13 protein-coding genes are annotated in these 15,487 nt (G+C 71.1%); 10 read left to right on the top strand and 3 right to left on the bottom strand.

What is annotated here, in order from left to right; translation table 11 throughout:
• Positions 1–9 precede the first annotated feature (9 nt).
• Together AB0H82_RS17560 and AB0H82_RS17555 are read right to left on the bottom strand one after the other, a co-directional pair.
• Positions 10–2,037: a cytochrome P450 gene (locus AB0H82_RS17560; protein WP_362993581.1), complete on the bottom strand. Its 2,028-nt coding sequence runs from the start codon at positions 2,035–2,037 to the stop codon at positions 10–12.
• 140 nt (positions 2,038–2,177) lie between these two features.
• Positions 2,178–2,420 (bottom strand): phosphopantetheine-binding protein, encoded by a 243-nt coding sequence (locus tag AB0H82_RS17555; protein ID WP_362993579.1) that lies wholly within the window; start codon positions 2,418–2,420, stop codon positions 2,178–2,180.
• A gap of 443 nt (positions 2,421–2,863) precedes the next feature.
• On the opposite strand from AB0H82_RS17555, the gene AB0H82_RS17550 reads away from it, so the two are divergent.
• The gene (locus AB0H82_RS17550) at positions 2,864–3,889 is read left to right on the top strand and encodes a hypothetical protein (RefSeq protein WP_362993577.1); all 1,026 of its coding nucleotides are present in this window, start codon (positions 2,864–2,866) and stop codon (positions 3,887–3,889) included.
• On the opposite strand, the gene AB0H82_RS17545 is transcribed toward AB0H82_RS17550, so the two are convergent.
• Positions 3,835–4,656, bottom strand: a complete 822-nt coding sequence (locus tag AB0H82_RS17545; protein WP_362993575.1) for a 4'-phosphopantetheinyl transferase superfamily protein — start codon at positions 4,654–4,656, stop codon at positions 3,835–3,837. The two genes, AB0H82_RS17550 and AB0H82_RS17545, sit on opposite strands and share 55 nt — an antisense overlap.
• 302 nt (positions 4,657–4,958) lie before the next feature.
• On the opposite strand from AB0H82_RS17545, the gene infC reads away from it, so the two are divergent.
• The 9 genes from infC to AB0H82_RS17500 all read left to right on the top strand — a co-directional run bounded on the left by infC (position 4,959) and on the right by AB0H82_RS17500 (position 15,415).
• The gene (gene infC / locus AB0H82_RS17540; RefSeq protein WP_362993573.1) at positions 4,959–5,666 is read left to right on the top strand and encodes a translation initiation factor IF-3; all 708 of its coding nucleotides are present in this window, start codon (positions 4,959–4,961) and stop codon (positions 5,664–5,666) included.
• A gap of 105 nt (positions 5,667–5,771) precedes the next feature.
• Positions 5,772–5,966: a 50S ribosomal protein L35 gene (gene rpmI, locus AB0H82_RS17535; protein WP_362993571.1), complete on the top strand. Its 195-nt coding sequence runs from the start codon at positions 5,772–5,774 to the stop codon at positions 5,964–5,966.
• A 95-nt stretch (positions 5,967–6,061) separates the two neighbouring features.
• Positions 6,062–6,445, top strand: coding sequence for a 50S ribosomal protein L20 (rplT, locus tag AB0H82_RS17530; protein ID WP_362993569.1), 384 nt, complete (start codon positions 6,062–6,064; stop codon positions 6,443–6,445).
• A gap of 196 nt (positions 6,446–6,641) precedes the next feature.
• The gene (locus AB0H82_RS17525; protein ID WP_362993567.1) at positions 6,642–7,487 is read left to right on the top strand and encodes an RNA methyltransferase; all 846 of its coding nucleotides are present in this window, start codon (positions 6,642–6,644) and stop codon (positions 7,485–7,487) included.
• A gap of 52 nt (positions 7,488–7,539) precedes the next feature.
• Positions 7,540–8,682, top strand: a complete 1,143-nt coding sequence (locus AB0H82_RS17520; RefSeq protein ID WP_362993565.1) for an ATP-binding protein — start codon at positions 7,540–7,542, stop codon at positions 8,680–8,682.
• Positions 8,683–8,848: 166 nt separating this feature from the next.
• Entirely contained in the window at positions 8,849–9,979 is a 1,131-nt protein-coding gene (gene pheS / locus AB0H82_RS17515) for a phenylalanine--tRNA ligase subunit alpha (RefSeq protein WP_362993563.1), read from the top strand.
• Positions 9,979–12,489, top strand: coding sequence for a phenylalanine--tRNA ligase subunit beta (gene pheT / locus AB0H82_RS17510; RefSeq protein ID WP_362993561.1), 2,511 nt, complete (start codon positions 9,979–9,981; stop codon positions 12,487–12,489). Before pheS ends, pheT begins: the two co-directional genes overlap by 1 nt.
• A 189-nt stretch (positions 12,490–12,678) precedes the next feature.
• Positions 12,679–13,785 (top strand): PP2C family protein-serine/threonine phosphatase, encoded by a 1,107-nt coding sequence (locus tag AB0H82_RS17505; RefSeq protein WP_362993559.1) that lies wholly within the window; start codon positions 12,679–12,681, stop codon positions 13,783–13,785.
• A 280-nt stretch (positions 13,786–14,065) separates the two neighbouring features.
• A complete protein-coding gene (locus AB0H82_RS17500; protein ID WP_362993557.1) occupies positions 14,066–15,415 on the top strand; it encodes a transcriptional regulator in 1,350 nt (449 codons plus the stop codon).
• The last annotated feature ends 72 nt before the right edge of the window (positions 15,416–15,487 follow it).

Below are 15,487 nucleotides of genomic sequence, written 5' to 3'. Positions count from 1 at the left end.
CTGGCCTGTTCAGCCGATGGTCACGGGCAGGCTTGAGTAGCCGCGCGGATTGAGGACGGGCCGCCGCACGGGCTCCCCGGCCAGGGCCAGGCGCGGGAAGCGGCGGAAGAGCTCTCGGAAGACGATCTCGCCCTCCAGCCGGGCGAGTGCGGAGCCCACGCAGTAGTGGATGCCGCCGCCGAAGCCCATGTTCTTCGCCCCGGTGCGCCCGAGCCTGAACCGGTTCGGCTCGTCGAACTGCTCGGGGTCGCGGTGGGCGGCACCGATGAAGACGACGACGGGCGTACCGGACGGGACGTCCACGCCGGCCAGCGTGGTGCGGCGCAGCGCGCGCCGCACGGTGGCCTGGATCGGGGACTCGTACCGCACGGTCTCCTCGACCGCGGCGGCCGCGAGGCCGGGGTCGGCCCGCAGCAGGGCCAGTTCGGCGGGGTGGCGCAGCAGGGCGTGCACGCCGTTGGTGAGGAGGTTGACGGTCGTCTCGAAGCCCGCGATGAACAGCAGCAGCACGAGCTGGAGCAGTTCCTCCCGGGTGAAGGCGTCCGTTCCGTCGTGCGAGGCGAGGAGCGCGGAGATCATGTCGTCCCGCGGGGACCTGCGGCGCTGCTCGATCAGCTCTTCCAGGTAGGGGCCGAGCGTGCGCAGCGCCTCGTCGGAGAGCGACCGGTCGCTCTCCGAGGTGAAGATGTCGAAGACCACCGAGATCGCCGACGTCGGCCCGCGCAGCCACTCCCGGTCGGACGCGGGGATCCCCAGCATGTCCGCGATGACGGAGACGGGCAGGGGGTGGGCGAGCAGCTCGTGCAGATCCACCGTCCCGCCCCCGGCCCCCTGCTCGGCCACGGCGTCGAGCCGCTCCGCGACCATCCGCTCGACCCGGCCGCTCAGCGCGTGGATGTGCCGCTGCACGAAGGCGCCGTTGACCAGGCGCCTGAGGCGGGTGTGCTCCGGCGGGTTGCGGTTCAGCAGGGACTGCCCCATGACCAGCTCGGTCGGGCTGGCGCGCCAGCCCGGTTCGTGGACGTCCATCCAGGCGGCGTCGTCGACTCCGAGATCGGCGGAGCGCAGCGCCTGTGCGGCGGCCGCGTATCCGGTGACGAGGACGGGGCCGTACGAAGTGGGGTGCACGGGTGCGGTGCGGCGCAGCACGTCGTAGCTGGGGTAGGGGTCGTCGATGCCCGCGCGGGTCCGCAGTTCGAGGAAGGCGATGTCGGCGGGGGAGGGCCCCGAGCGGGGGCGGGGCGCGGGCGGGGGAGGCGCGTCGGCGGTCAGGTGCTCGCGGATCAGGGTGGCGACCTCGTCGACCGCGCCCGGGCCGAGGACGTCGTAGTGCGTGCCGGCGACGGTACGGACGGTGAGGTCGCCGCTGAGCAGGGGCCGCCACCGCTCCGGCCGCAGGTCGGACGAGGCGGCGCGGACGATCAGGACGTCGGCGTCGAGGGGGCCCGGCCGGTAGGAGAAGGCGGCGCGCATGTTGCTGCGGAACACGGCGAGGCGCCGCCGGAAGTCCTCGACGAGCGCGGCGCTCGGCGGCAGGCCGAGGAGCTCCACGACGCGGGCGAGCCCCTCGTCCTGGTTCTCGACGGGTTCCCAGGGACCGGTGTCGGCGCCGACGGAGCCCAGGATGTCCTCGGCGAACCACTGCAGGAATTCCGTGTCGGCCGGAGTCCTCTCGAACGGCCGGGGGTACTGCGTGTCGACCATCACGAGCCGGACGCGGTGTCCGCGCGCGACGAGTTTCCGCCCCATCTCCCAGCCGATGGTGCCGCCCATGGACCAGCCGGAGATATGGACGACCGGCGGCAGCGGTCCGTTCCGTGTCAGCGCGTCGAGATAGGAGTCGGCCATCTGTGCGATGGATGTGTGGGGTGCGACATCGGGGTGCAGGCCCGCCGACTGGATCCCGGACAGCGCGAAATCGTCTTTGAGCTTGGCCGCGAGCAGACCGTAGACGGAGGCGCTGCCGCTGACCGCGTGGGGGCAGAAAAGGGGCGGGGGTGATTCGCCCGCCGCCGCATTCGCCGTCGTATTCCCCATTGCCGCCCGGTTCCCCACCGCGTTCGAGGACAGCGGAACGATGAGCGAAGGCTCGGATACTGCCCGCAATGCTCGGCCCTTTCCATGACGGACGTCGTGCAATCGTCGATCAATTCCCCGGACTTCGGAGAATCGGACCGTTAACGCGCGGCCTCGACGGCTTCGGCGCACTGGCGCAGGGTCGAGTTCTTGAAGAAGAGCGGAGCGGGCAGGTCGACCCCGAGCTCACGGCGGACGCGCAGCAAGAACTTGACCGCTTGGAGGGACTTGCCGCCGAGGGTGAAGAAATCGTCGTCCGGCTGTACGTTCTCGACGCCGAGCAGCTCGCTCCAGAAGCGGCCGAGGGTCTCCTGCGCAGACGTCGGCTCGGATGTCGATTTCATGACCGTCCCCCACCCCGTATTCGGGGTGAGCCGAACGGATCCCCCGCTGTAAAAGTCTCACCGCCGACCCAATGGCCCGCCCCGCAAGGAAGCTATCAGCCGCCGTCAGAGTAGGCCAAGGGTCCGAGAGAGTCCATGTGTGGCGTACATCACTATCGGGAATTCGCTATTCCGGTTGTGCGCACTCCCGTCCGGAACGCTTGCGCAAAAGGGGCGAAAGGCGTCCCTGGTCAGCCTTGTGTCCGTCGGGTAGTGTCGCGCTCGGTCAGCTGAATCGAACGTGCTGAGGAGAAGAGATGCCGCGATATTCCATACCCCTTTCTCCGGAAGTCCCCGCATCTCTGGCAGACGAACTGGCGAAGCGTATTTACTACACATCGTCCGACATTCAGGAATTCAAACTCGTCCATGCCGAAGGCGGTGCCGTCTCCGCGGTCGACGTCGTGACCGGACGGGACATCGACCCGGCCGAGTTCGGCCGCAAGCTCGGCATCATGGTCGGGCGCGACGTGCTGCCGCAGGAGGAGATACCGGAGGCGACCGTCATATGGCGCTCCACCGAGAGCCCGCGGGAATCGCGGGTGGAATTCGCCGAGCTGGAGAAGCTCGGCGTGGTGACGCGCATGGGGGCCGGCTCCTTCGCCGTCTCGGAGCTCCTCGCCGACCTCCTGGAGCGGCTCGACGCCCGCGTCAAGAAGATCGCCGTGGACCGCTTCGGCGCCGAGAGCTACCGGTACCCGACGCTGGTCTCCACCGACGTGCTGCGGAAGGCGGGGTACCTGGACGCGTTCCCGCAGTTCCTGATGACCGCCAGCCGCTTCCACTCCGACGTCGACGCCTACCAGACGTTCGCGGCGGGCTTCGGTGCCGCGGAGGACAAGGCGGAGTTCATCGACGCGTGCAGCGAACACTCCGGCTACTGCCTCCAGCCCGCGGTCTGCTACCACGCCTACCAGCAGCTCTCCGGGCAGACGCTGCCCGAGGGCGGAGTCGTCGTCACGGCACGCGGCAAGGCGTTCCGCTTCGAGTCGCGCTACCACCACTCCCTGGAGCGGCTCTGGGACTTCACCCTGCGGGAGATCATCTTCCTCGGTGACCGCGAGACGGTGGCCGACCGCCGCAAGGAGCTGATGGAGGCGGCGTTCGAGCTGGTGGGCGAGCTCGGCCTGGCCGGCCACGCGGAGGTCGCGAACGACCCCTTCTTCAGCAATGACACGACCGCCGAGCAGGTCATGGTCCAGCGCGTGCTGGAGATGAAGTACGAGCTCCAGCTCCCGGTGGTGGAGGGCCGCACCATCGCGGCGGGCTCCTTCAACATCCACGGCGAGAAGTTCGGCGAGGGATTCGACGTGCGGCTGCCCGGCGGCGGCCCCGCGTACTCGGGGTGCGTGGCCTTCGGCCTGGAGCGCCTCGCCTACGCGTTCCTCTGCCGGCACGGAGTGGACCCGGCGGACTGGCCCGCTTTCTGAGGGGAGCCCGCCTCCCGAGGCCGCCGAGGCCGCCGGGGCGGCCACGCGAGCAGCGTCAGCCCGTCGGCGGTGACGTCCTCGGCGACGGCCTCGGCGGGCCGGGCGACCGCCACCGTCGTCCCGGGGGCCGACGGCGGGTTCTCCACGAGCCACCGCCGGGACGGGGACACCGTGTCGTCACGAACCGGCGCCCGGTCGAGCCAGGGCCGGGTGTTCCAGCGGCGCAGATCGCCGACCAGCCCGATGCCGATGGCCTTCAGCACCGCCTCCTTGCGGGTCCAGCACCGGTAGAACCCGCGGATCCGGTCCTCGTGTCCCGCGAGGCCGTCCAGCCACGCCGTCTCCGCCGGGCCCAGGGCCGTCCGCGTGAGACCGGCCACGTCCACCTCCCGGTGGGACTCCACGTCGACGCCCACCGGCGCCGGGCTCACCGCGAGCACGCCCCCGGTGCCCGTATGGCTCAGACTGATCCACAGGGGCACGTCCGGCCGCGCGATGCGGGGCGGCCCGTGATCGGCGGAGCCGCAGCCGGGACAGGGGTGCCTGGCCAGCTCTATCTCGTGCCCCGGCGTGTCCAGCAGGCCGGCGAGGATCGAGCGCACCGCCACCCGCCCGGCGACGAAGACGGCCGCGGGGCCCGGCCGCATCCCCGCGGCCCTGCGCAGCTCGTCCTCGCCCAGCAGGCGCGGGGCCGAGCCCGACAGGTCGATGTCCGCCCCACCGGCGGCCCAGGACCACACCTGTGTCGTGGCGATCGGAGGCGGCATGGCGGGGACCCTACCCGCTGGGGCGTGTACTCCCCGAAGTGCTGGTATTCTGGACAGCGACCGGTTGGCTCCGCAGTGAGTCAACCCGCAAGTGGAGGCTCCGAATCTCCCACCTGGCCGCCCTCAGGGCGGCGGGTCACCGGTCAGACGGTTTCCATCGTTCCGTACGGACGATGGAATTGTCAGATGCGCCCCGCGGTACACCGTGGTGGTGCTCCGGTTTGTGAGGAGCCCCGCCTGTGTTCCGGCCGGGGCATTTTTTGTGCGCCGAATCGGTTAGGTCCAACGAAAACAGACGTTACGTGGCAGTCCGCCAGACGGTCACGTGGTGCTACCGAGGAGGATCCATCAGCGCCGAGCCCCGCATCAACGACCGGATTCGCGTTCCCGAGGTGCGACTTGTCGGCCCCAGCGGCGAGCAGGTCGGGATTGTTCCGCTTGCCAAGGCCCTGGAGCTTGCGCAGGAGTACGACCTTGACCTGGTCGAGGTCGCGGCGACCGCCCGTCCGCCCGTGTGCAAGCTCATGGACTACGGGAAGTTCAAGTACGAGTCGGCCATGAAGGCCCGTGAGGCGCGCAAGAACCAGGCGCACACGGTCATCAAGGAGATGAAGCTCCGGCCGAAGATCGACCCGCACGACTATGACACCAAGAAGGGTCATGTCGTCCGGTTCCTCAAGCAGGGCGACAAGGTCAAGATCACGATCATGTTCCGTGGTCGCGAGCAGTCCCGCCCCGAGCTGGGTTTCCGACTGCTGCAGCGCCTCGCTTCGGACGTCGAGGACCTTGGGTTCATCGAGTCGAACCCGAAGCAGGACGGCCGAAACATGATCATGGTTCTCGGTCCGCACAAGAAGAAGACCGAGGCGATGGCCGAGGCCCGTGAGGCCCAGGCGGCCCGCAAGGCGGACGCGAAGGCCAATCCGGGCCGCTCGCAGAACTCCGCCGAGGGGGAGGAGCTCGACGAGGCTCCCGCCGAGGCCCCTGCCGAGGCCAACGCCGAGGCCTGATCCCCGGACGCGAGTCCAGGGGATGCCAACCGATACATATGGCTCCCGGATGCCCGGTTTCGCGACCGGGCATCGGATTGCCACTGACGAGGAGAGAACGGCGCTATGCCGAAGAACAAGACTCACAGCGGTGCCAAGAAGCGTTTCCGGGTCACCGGCTCGGGCAAGGTGCTCCGGCAGCGTGCCAACCGCCGCCACTACCTCGAGCACAAGTCCTCGACCCTGACCCGCCGCCTCGCCGGCACCGTCGAGCTGTCGTCGGCGGACTCCGCCAAGGTCAAGAAGCTCCTCGGTATGTGACGGCGCGCCCCGCACACACGGGGCGCAGCCGACCGACCATCGGGACCAAGCCGTTCTCGGGTCACGCACGTGACCCAGCTACAAGGAGTTAACAAGTGGCACGCGTCAAGCGGGCAGTCAACGCCCACAAGAAGCGTCGGGCGATCCTCGAGCAGGCCAGCGGTTACCGCGGCCAGCGGTCGCGCCTGTACCGCAAGGCCAAGGAGCAGGTCACCCACTCCCTGGTCTACAACTACAACGACCGCAAGAAGCGCAAGGGCGACTTCCGTCGGCTGTGGATCCAGCGCATCAACGCCGCTGCCCGCGCCAACGGCATCACCTACAACCGCTTCATCCAGGGTCTGAACGCCGCCAACATCGAGGTGGACCGCAAGATCCTCGCGGAGCTGGCCGTCAACGACGAGAACGCGTTCGCCGCGCTCGTCGAGGTCGCGCAGAAGGCGCTGCCGTCGGACGTCAACGCGCCCAAGGCAGCCTGACGCCTGCGTCTCGCCCTGGCGTGATTTCGGACCCGTGAGCCGGTTGGCTTGCGGGTCCGCTGTCGTTCGGCGTCTCGTCTGCCCCCTCTCTGTTCTCTGCCGTCCGCGGGCCGCTTGTGGCTGGTCGCGCAGTTCCCCGCGCCCCTGGTGGGCTCGCCCCTGCGGGGCGCCCACACATATCCACGAAGGTGAGTTCATGACCGCCGCCCCCGAATTGATTTCCCCCAAGTCGCCCCGCGTCAGTGCCGCGCGGCGGCTGGCCAAGCGGAACTTCCGGGGGAAGGAGCGGCTGTTCCTCGCCGAGGGGCCGCAGGCCGTGCGGGAGGCCGCCGGGCACGGGCGGACGCTCGTCGAACTGTTCGCCACCGTCGAGGCCGCCGAGCGGTACGCCGACATCGTGGGGGAGGCGCGCACCGCAGGGGCCCGGGTGCACCTGGCCGACGAGGACGTCATCGCCGACATCTCGACGACCGTCACCCCGCAGGGCCTCGTCGGGGTCTGCCGGTTCATGGACGTGCCCTTCGAGGAGATCCTCGCCGCCCGCCCCCGGCTCGTCGCCGTCCTCGCGCACGTCCGGGACCCCGGGAACGCCGGGACCGTGCTGCGCTGCGCGGACGCCGCGGGCGCCGACGCCGTGATCCTCACGGACGGCTCCGTGGACCTCTACAACCCCAAGTCGGTGCGCGCGTCGGTCGGCTCGCACTTCCACCTGCCCGTCGCCGTCGGCGTACCCGTCGAACAGGCCGTACGAGGGCTCAAGGAAGCGGGCGTGCGCATCCTCGCCGCCGACGGGGCCGGCGAGGACGACCTCGACACGGAGCTCGACAAGGGCACCATGGGCACCCCCACCGCCTGGATCTTCGGCAACGAGGCGTGGGGGCTGCCGGAGGAGACCCGCGCACTCGCCGACGCGGTGGTGCGTGTTCCGATCCACGGCAGAGCCGAGAGCCTCAACCTCGCGACGGCCGCGGCCGTGTGCCTCTATGCCTCAGCCCGTGCACAGCGCGCCGCTGGAGGGTGCCGCTCCGTCACATCGAGCTAGTAGTGTGACGGGCTCGGGGGCCCCGACAGGTCCGAGAGGTGGGGTACGGGGAATGAGTGTGGGCACGAGCAGAGCACCGGGGGTACAGGACCTCGTCCGTGCTCGCGCGGACCACGGAGGTCCCGGTGACCTCGGCGGCCTCGGACTCGACCCGGACGAGCTGCCCGACGGGCTCGTCGTCGCGGACGAGACGGGCCACGTCATCTGCTTCAACGCGGCGGCGGTGCGGATCACCGCGGTCCCCGCGGCCGACGCCCTCGGCACGCCCCTGGACCACGCGCTCCCCTTAGAAGACCTCGAAGGCCGCCGCTGGTGGCAGCTGACCGATCCCTACGGCGGCCTCGCCATCCGCGTCGGCCAGCCCGAGCGCAACCTGCTCCTGCCCGGCGGCCGCGAGGTCCTCGTCTCCGCCCGTTACGTCCGCACCACCCGCACCGGGCCCGTGCGCCGTGTCGTCGTCTCCCTCCGCGACACCGAGGCCCGCCGCCGCACCGAGCGCAGCCACGCCGAGCTGATCGCCACGGTCGCCCACGAGCTCCGCTCCCCGCTCACCTCCGTCAAGGGCTTCACGGCCACGCTGCTCGCCAAGTGGGAGCGGTTCACGGACGACCAGAAGAAACTGATGCTGGAGACCGTCGACGCCGACGCCAACCGCGTCACCCGGCTCATCGCCGAGCTCCTCGACATCTCCCGCATCGACTCGGGACGCCTTGAGCTGCGCCGGCAGCCCGTCGACATCGGAGTGGCCGTCGGCCGGCACATCCAGGCGCACGTCGCCGCGGGCCAGGACGCGGACCGCTTCCTCGTCCGGGTCCAGCAGCCGCTGCCCGACTGCTGGGCGGACCCCGACAAGGTCGACCAGGTGCTCAGCAACCTGCTGGAAAATGCGGTGCGGCACGGCGAGGGAACCGTCACCATCGAGGTGGCGCCCTCCGCATCGCCGCGCGAGCGGGGCGGCGCCGAGACGGCCGTGACCGTGAGCGACGAAGGTCCCGGCATTCCGGAGGAGTCGATGGGCCGCGTCTTCACCCGCTTCTGGCGGGGCAGCAAGCGCGGCGGGACGGGACTGGGGTTGTACATCGTGAAGGGCATCGTGGAGGCGCACGGCGGGACGATCACCGTCGGCCGCGCGACCGGCGGCGGCGCCCAGTTCCGATTTACGTTGCCCGTGGGGGCCCCGGCGTATCTCCAGTGATGCACAGGAATCAGTGAGGACGCCCTGAGCAGCCCGCGGGCGCATTCGTTCACCGCACCCCCGTTAGACTCGGTCGTTGGCACTTTGTGTCCCCACACCTGGGACAGCTTGTCTCCGAGTCGTTGACGGGGACCCATCCGCCAGCCAACCGGAAGCACGGGAAGAGATGTCGGCACCGAACAAGTCGTACGACCCTGTTGAGGTCGAGGCACTGAAACCTGAAGAGATCGAGCGCATGCGGGACGAGGCGCTCGCCGCCTTCGCGGCCGCAGACTCCCTCGACGCGCTCCAGGAGGCCAAGGTCGCGCACACCGGCAGCACCTCGCCGCTGGCGCTCGCCAACCGCGAGATCGGCGCGCTGCCCCCGCAGGCCAAGGCCGAGGCGGGCAAGCGCGTCGGCATGGCGCGCGGCGCCGTCAGCAAGGCGCTGGCCGCCCGCCAGGCCGAGCTGGAGGCCGAGCGCGACGCCCGCGTCCTGGTCGAGGAGGCGGTGGACGTCACGCTGCCGTACGACCGCACGCCCGCCGGCGCCCGGCACCCGCTGACCACGATGATGGAGCGCGTCGCCGACGTCTTCGTCTCGATGGGCTACGAGGTCGCCGAGGGCCCCGAGGTCGAGGCGGAGTGGTTCAACTTCGACGCGCTCAACTTCACGCCCGACCACCCGGCCCGGCAGATGCAGGACACGTTCTTCGTCCAGGGCCCCGAGGGCGCCCAGGGCGATGAGTCCGGTGTCGTGCTGCGGACGCACACCTCGCCCGTGCAGGCCCGCGCGCTCCTCGAACGCCGCGAGCCCCCGGTCTACATCGTCTGCCCCGGCCGCGTGTACCGCACGGACGAGCTCGACGCGACGCACACCCCGGTCTTCCACCAGATCGAGCTGCTCGCCGTCGACGAGGGCCTCACCATGGCCGACCTCAAGGGCACCCTGGACCACATGGTCCAGGCGCTCTTCGGCCCGGACATGAAGACCCGCCTGCGGCCGAACTACTTCCCGTTCACCGAGCCGTCCGCCGAGATGGACATGGTCTGCTACGTCTGCCGCGGCGAGTCCGTCGGCAACCCCGACCGCCCCTGCCGCACCTGCGGCAGCGAGGGCTGGATCGAGCTCGGCGGCTGCGGCATGGTCAACCCGAAGGTCCTCACGGCCTGCGGCGTCGACCCCAAGAAGTACAGCGGATTCGCCTTCGGGTTCGGCATCGAACGGATGCTGATGTTCCGCCACAACGTCGAAGACATGCGAGACATGGTCGAGGGTGACATCCGGTTCACCCGGCCGTTCGGGATGGAGATCTGATGCGGGTCCCGCTTTCCTGGCTGCGGGAGTACGTCGACCTCCCCGCCACCGAGACCGGCCGTGACGTGCAGGCCAAGCTGATCGAGGTCGGCCTTGAGGTCGAGACCGTCGAGCAGCTCGGTGCAGGCCTGAAGGGCCCGCTCGTCGTGGGCAAGGTCCTCACCATCGAGGAGCTGGAGGGCTTCAAGAAGCCCATCCGCTTCTGCACCGTCGACGTCGGCCGGGCCAACGGAACGGGTGAGCCGCAGGAGATCGTCTGCGGCGCCCGGAACTTCCAGGTCGGCGACAAGGTCGTCGTGGTCCTGCCCGGCGCCGTCCTGCCCGGCGACTTCGCCATCGCCGCCCGCAAGACGTACGGCAGGACGTCGCACGGCATGATCTGCTCCGGCGACGAGCTCGGCATGGGCGACGACGGCAGCGGCGGCATCATCGTCCTGCCGCCCGAGCACGAGGCCGGCACCGACGCCATCGAGCTCCTTGAGCTCGTCGACGAGGTCCTGGACATCGCCGTCACGCCCGACCGCGGGTACGCGCTCTCGATGCGCGGCGTCGCCCGCGAGACCGCCATCGCGTACGGCCTGCCGCTGCGCGACCCGGCGCTCCTCGACGTGCCCGCGCCGAACTCCTTCGGCTACCCCGTCAAGATCAGCGACCCGCTCGGCTGCGACCGCTTCACCGCGCGCACCGTCACGGGCCTGCAGCCCGAGGCCCGCTCCCCGATCTGGCTGCAGCGCCGCCTGCAGAAGGTCGGCATGCGCCCGATCTCGCTCGCCGTCGACATCGCCAACTACGTGATGATGGAGCTCGGCCAGCCCCTGCACACGTACGACCGCTCCCGCATCCAGGGCACGATCGGCGTGCGCCGGGCCGAGCAGGGCGAGAAGATCACCACGCTCGACGGCGTCAAGCGCGTCCTCGACGCCGGGGACCTGGTCATCACCGACGACCGCGGCCCCATCGGCCTCGCGGGCGTCATGGGCGGCGCCAACACCGAGATCGCCGACTCCGACGAAGCCGCCGGGACCACCGACGTCGTCATCGAGGCCGCGCACTTCGACGCGATCTCCGTCGCCCGCACCGCGCGCCGCCACAAGCTGACGTCCGAGGCCTCCAAGCGCTTCGAGCGCGGCGTCGACCCGCAGGCCGCGGCCGCCGCCGCGCAGCGCACCGTCGACCTGCTGGTGCTGCTCGCGGGCGGCACCGCCGAGGCCGGCGTCACGGAGGTCATCGCGCCCACCGCGCCGCGCACGATCACCATGCCCGCCGACCACCCCGACAAGGTCGCCGGTGTCACCTACGGCCGCGAGACCGTCGTACGCCGCCTCCAGGAGGTCGGCTGCGACGTGTACGGCCAGGACGACCTGACCGTCACCGTCCCGTCGTGGCGCCCCGACCTCGCCGAGCCGAACGACCTCGCCGAAGAGGTCATCCGCCTGGAGGGGTACGAGAACCTGCCCTCGACCCTGCCGAAGCCCCCCGCGGGCCGCGGCCTGACCGAGCGGCAGCGGCTGCACCGCCGCGTAGGCCGCGCGCTGGCCGGCGCCGGCTACGTCGAGTCGCTCAGCTACCCCTTCGTCGGGGAGGGCGTCTTCGACCAGCTGAGCCTGGACGCGGACGACCCGAACCGCCGCGTGGTCAAGCTCGTCAACCCGCTCTCCGACGAGGAGCCCGCGCTCCGCACGACGCTGCTGCCGGGCCTGCTCTCGGCGCTGCGCCGCAACGACGGCCGCGGCTCGCACGACCTGGCCCTCTTCGAGACCGGCCTCGTCTTCCACCCGCGTCAGGAGCTCAAGGTCGCGGTGCGGCTGCCCGTCGACCGGCGGCCCACCGACGAGGAGATCGCGTCCCTCACGGACGCGCTGCCCGTCCAGCCCCGGCACGCCGCCGTCGTCCTCGCGGGCGCCCGCGAGCAGGCCGGTTGGTGGGGCAAGGGCCGCCCGGCCGACTGGGCCGACGCCGTCGAGGCGGCGCGGACCGTCGCCCGTGAGGCCGGCGTCGAGCTGATCGTCGACAAGGGGCAGTACGGACCGTGGCACCCGGGCCGCTGCGCCGAGCTGAAGGTCGTCGTCGACGGCGACATCGTCTCCGTCGGACACGCCGGTGAGCTGCACCCGCGCGTCGTCAAGGCGTTCGGCGTGCCCGCGCGCACCTGCGCGATGGAGCTCGACCTGGACCGTCTGGAGCAGGCCCGTGAGGGCGTGCTGCGCGCGCCGCGGATCTCCACCTTCCCGGTGGCCACGCAGGACGTCGCGCTCGTCGTCGACAAGGAGGTGCCGGCCGCCGTGGTCGAGTACTTCCTGCGCGGCGGGGCGGGTGAACTCCTGGAGTCCATCCGGCTGTTCGACGTCTTCGAGGGCGAGCAGCTCGGCGAGGGCAAGAAGTCCCTCGCGTACGCGCTGCGCTTCCGGGCCGCCGACCGCACGCTGACCGTCGACGAGGCCTCCGCGGCCCGCGACGCCGCCGTCGCGCTGGCGGCCGAGCGGACGGGCGCGGTGCTGCGCGGAGCGTAGTCACCGCCCGTAGCCGCCAACAGGCGTACAAGAGGCGCAAAGAGGGGCTTACCCGGACCACCGGGTAAGCCCCTCACTCATTTGGGTGACAAAAGGCGTCACTTTGCCCGATCGGTTCACCCGGTAGACAGAATCGATCCGGTCGTAAGGGCCGGTCTGCGCGGGACAGGGCCAAGGGGGGCCGTCGGCATGATCCGTATCAAGACCAGAGCCCCCTGCCGGGCGGAGCGGCAGGGCGCCCGGCGGGTGCTCACGCTGGGCCTGCCCACGGTGTGGGGCGCCGTCGCCATCACGTACAAACTGGCCTGCCCGCTCGCCACGCAGGACAGCATGGGGGCGCGGATCGTCAGCAGCGCCGTCTTCTTCGCCGTCGGCACCGGGCTCATACTCCACGTCCGGCGGGCGCTGCTGCGGGAGTTGCGGCAGGTCCGCGAGGTCGCCGGCGCCGCGCAGAACGTCCTCCTGAGACCCCTGCCGCCCCGCGTCGAAGGGCTCACGCTCGCCGCCGGGCGGCTCTCCGCCTCCCGGGGCGCCTCCGTCGGCGGCGATCTGTACGAGGTGGCCGCCACCGACCACGGCGTCCGTGTCGTGATGGGAGACGTGCGGGGCCACGGCCTCGCCGCCATGGGAACCGTCGCCGCAGTCCTCGGCAGCTTCCGGGAGGCCGCGCACGACGAGCCCGAACTGCCCCTGGTCCTGCGCCGGTTGGAGCGGGCACTCGCCCGGCACCTGCACGAGCGCTCGCGGACCGGGGACACCGCGATCGGCACTCCGGCGCCGGACAGCGCGCTCGCCGAGGAGTTCGTCACCGTACTGCTTCTGGAGATCGCCAAGGACGGCGGGATCTCCGCCCTCAACTGCGGCCACCCCTGGCCGCACCTCCTCAGCGGCACCGCACGACACCTGACGGACAGTGAGCCGCTGCCGCCGCTCGGCTCCTTTCCTCTCCCCGCCGACCTGCCGGTGCTCGACTGCGGTCGGCTGCTGCCCGGCGAGGTGCTCGTCCTGTACACGGACGGCATGGAGGACGCGCGCGACGCGGCCGGGACGTTCTTCCCGCTGCGGGCCGTGCTCGCCGAGGCGGCCCGCGTCCCGCCGGTCTCCCCGCAGGGCCTCATCCGCGCGGTCTACGCCGAACTCCTGCGCCATTCGGAGGGGTTGCCGTCCGACGACACAGCACTGCTCGTGCTGCGCAACGACCGCAAGAGGGTTCCGTTGCAGCAGCCCGAGGAGGAGCCGGAGCCGGAGCCGGAACACGAGTCGGAGCGGCACGTCCGCTCCATGACCGGCAGGTGACGGCGGCCGCACGGGCCATGGGCACCGGCATGCGCCATCCGCCCCGCCATGGAGTTGTCGGGCAGACGGCGGGACGGACGACGCGAGTGAGGGCCGCCGCGCTGTTCGAGGGGGGAGCCGGCGGCCCGGCCGGCCTCCTTAACTGATGAGGCATCTCAGTCAAGCGATCCCACACACCGTGCGGCAGAGCGCACACCCCCCGGATCCGGGCACTCAGTTCACACCCCGTGTGAAGGCACCTCCACTAATCTGAGGAGCACCGAGCCACCGGAGGGCATCCATGCAGCCCAACACCCTGCTCGACGCGATCCTCGACGAAGCCGGCATCTCCCACGCGGGACTCGCCGCACATGTGAACCAGGCCGGCAGATCCAGAGGTCTCGCGCTGCGGTACGAACACACCGCCGTGTCCCGCTGGTTGAAGGGCCAGCGCCCGCGCGGCCAGGTGCCCGACCTGATCTGCGAGGTGCTCGCCGCCCGGCTGCAGCGGCCCGTCACCCTGGACGACATCGGCCTCGGGCTGCCCGGTGTCCCCGCCACCCGGGTCGGCTCGGCCGCCTCCACGCTCTCCGGCTTCGTGGAACGCGCCACCGCCCTGTGGCGCTCGGACGAACAGCAGCGCCCGCACCTGCTCGGCGCGCCCGCCGTCACCGGCACGCCCGCCGTGATGCCCGTCTGGGAGTGGGAGAACCCGCCCGACGACGTCGACGTGTCCCGCGGCGGACGGCACCCCGTCAGCACGGCCGACATCGAGATGATGCGCGCCGCCCGCGCCCACTACGAGCAGATGTACCGCAAGACCGGGGGCATCGCGACCCGCACCCGCATCGTCGGCTTCCTCAACGCCGAGGCCGCGCCCTTACTGCGCGGCAGCTACACCGACGAGATGGGGCGCCAACTGCACCGCTCCACGGGCGGGTTGGTGGCCATCGCGGGGATCTGCGCCTATGACTCGGACGCGCACGGTCTCGCCCAGCGCTACTTCCACCAGGCGCTGCGCCTCGCCAAGGCGAGCGGCGACACGGGGCTCGGCGCGTATGTGATCGCGCTGCTCGTCAACCAGTCGCTGTTCATGCGCGAGTACCGGCAGGCCGTCGCGTTCGCCGAGGCGGCGCTGCGGGCGGCGGGCCGCGACCTCACCCCGGCGCTCGCCTCCGATCTGTACGCGATGCAGGCCAAGGCGTACGCGCACCTGGGCGACGGCAGGAGCGCGCTGTCCTGCATCCGGCGTGCGGAGGCCGCGGCCGACCGGATCCTGCGCGGCCGCGAGCCGGACGAGACCGGCTATGTCCAGCCCGGCCTGGTGAACGTGCAAGTGGCGGAGGCGCTGCTCAGCCTCGGCGATCTGGCCAGCGCCCGGGAGCATGCCGCGGCGGCCGTGGACACTCCGGCGCACGACCGCGGGCGGGTGCACCGGCTCGCCATGCTGAGCCAGATCGAACTGCGCCAGGGCAATACCGACGAGGCGGTGGCCACGGCGGTGGAGATGGCGGAACAGGCGCGGGGGATGGAGTCCCAGAGACTGCGCGACCGGCTGCGCGCCGTGCGCGAGCACCTGGTCCGCAGCGATTGCGCGGGCACGGCCGAGGCGGCCGAACTGATCGCCGGGGCGCTGCGCGTACCGCTGTGACGCACAGTCCCGAGGCGCACACACGCTGCTGCAAAGATTCGTCTGCTGCGATATTGCCATCTACCAGTCGGA

It is taken from the genome of Streptomyces sp. NPDC050732 (genome assembly GCF_040654255.1).
Classification (GTDB): domain Bacteria; phylum Actinomycetota; class Actinomycetes; order Streptomycetales; family Streptomycetaceae; genus Streptomyces.
This window is presented reverse-complemented; position numbering and strand designations above follow the sequence as displayed.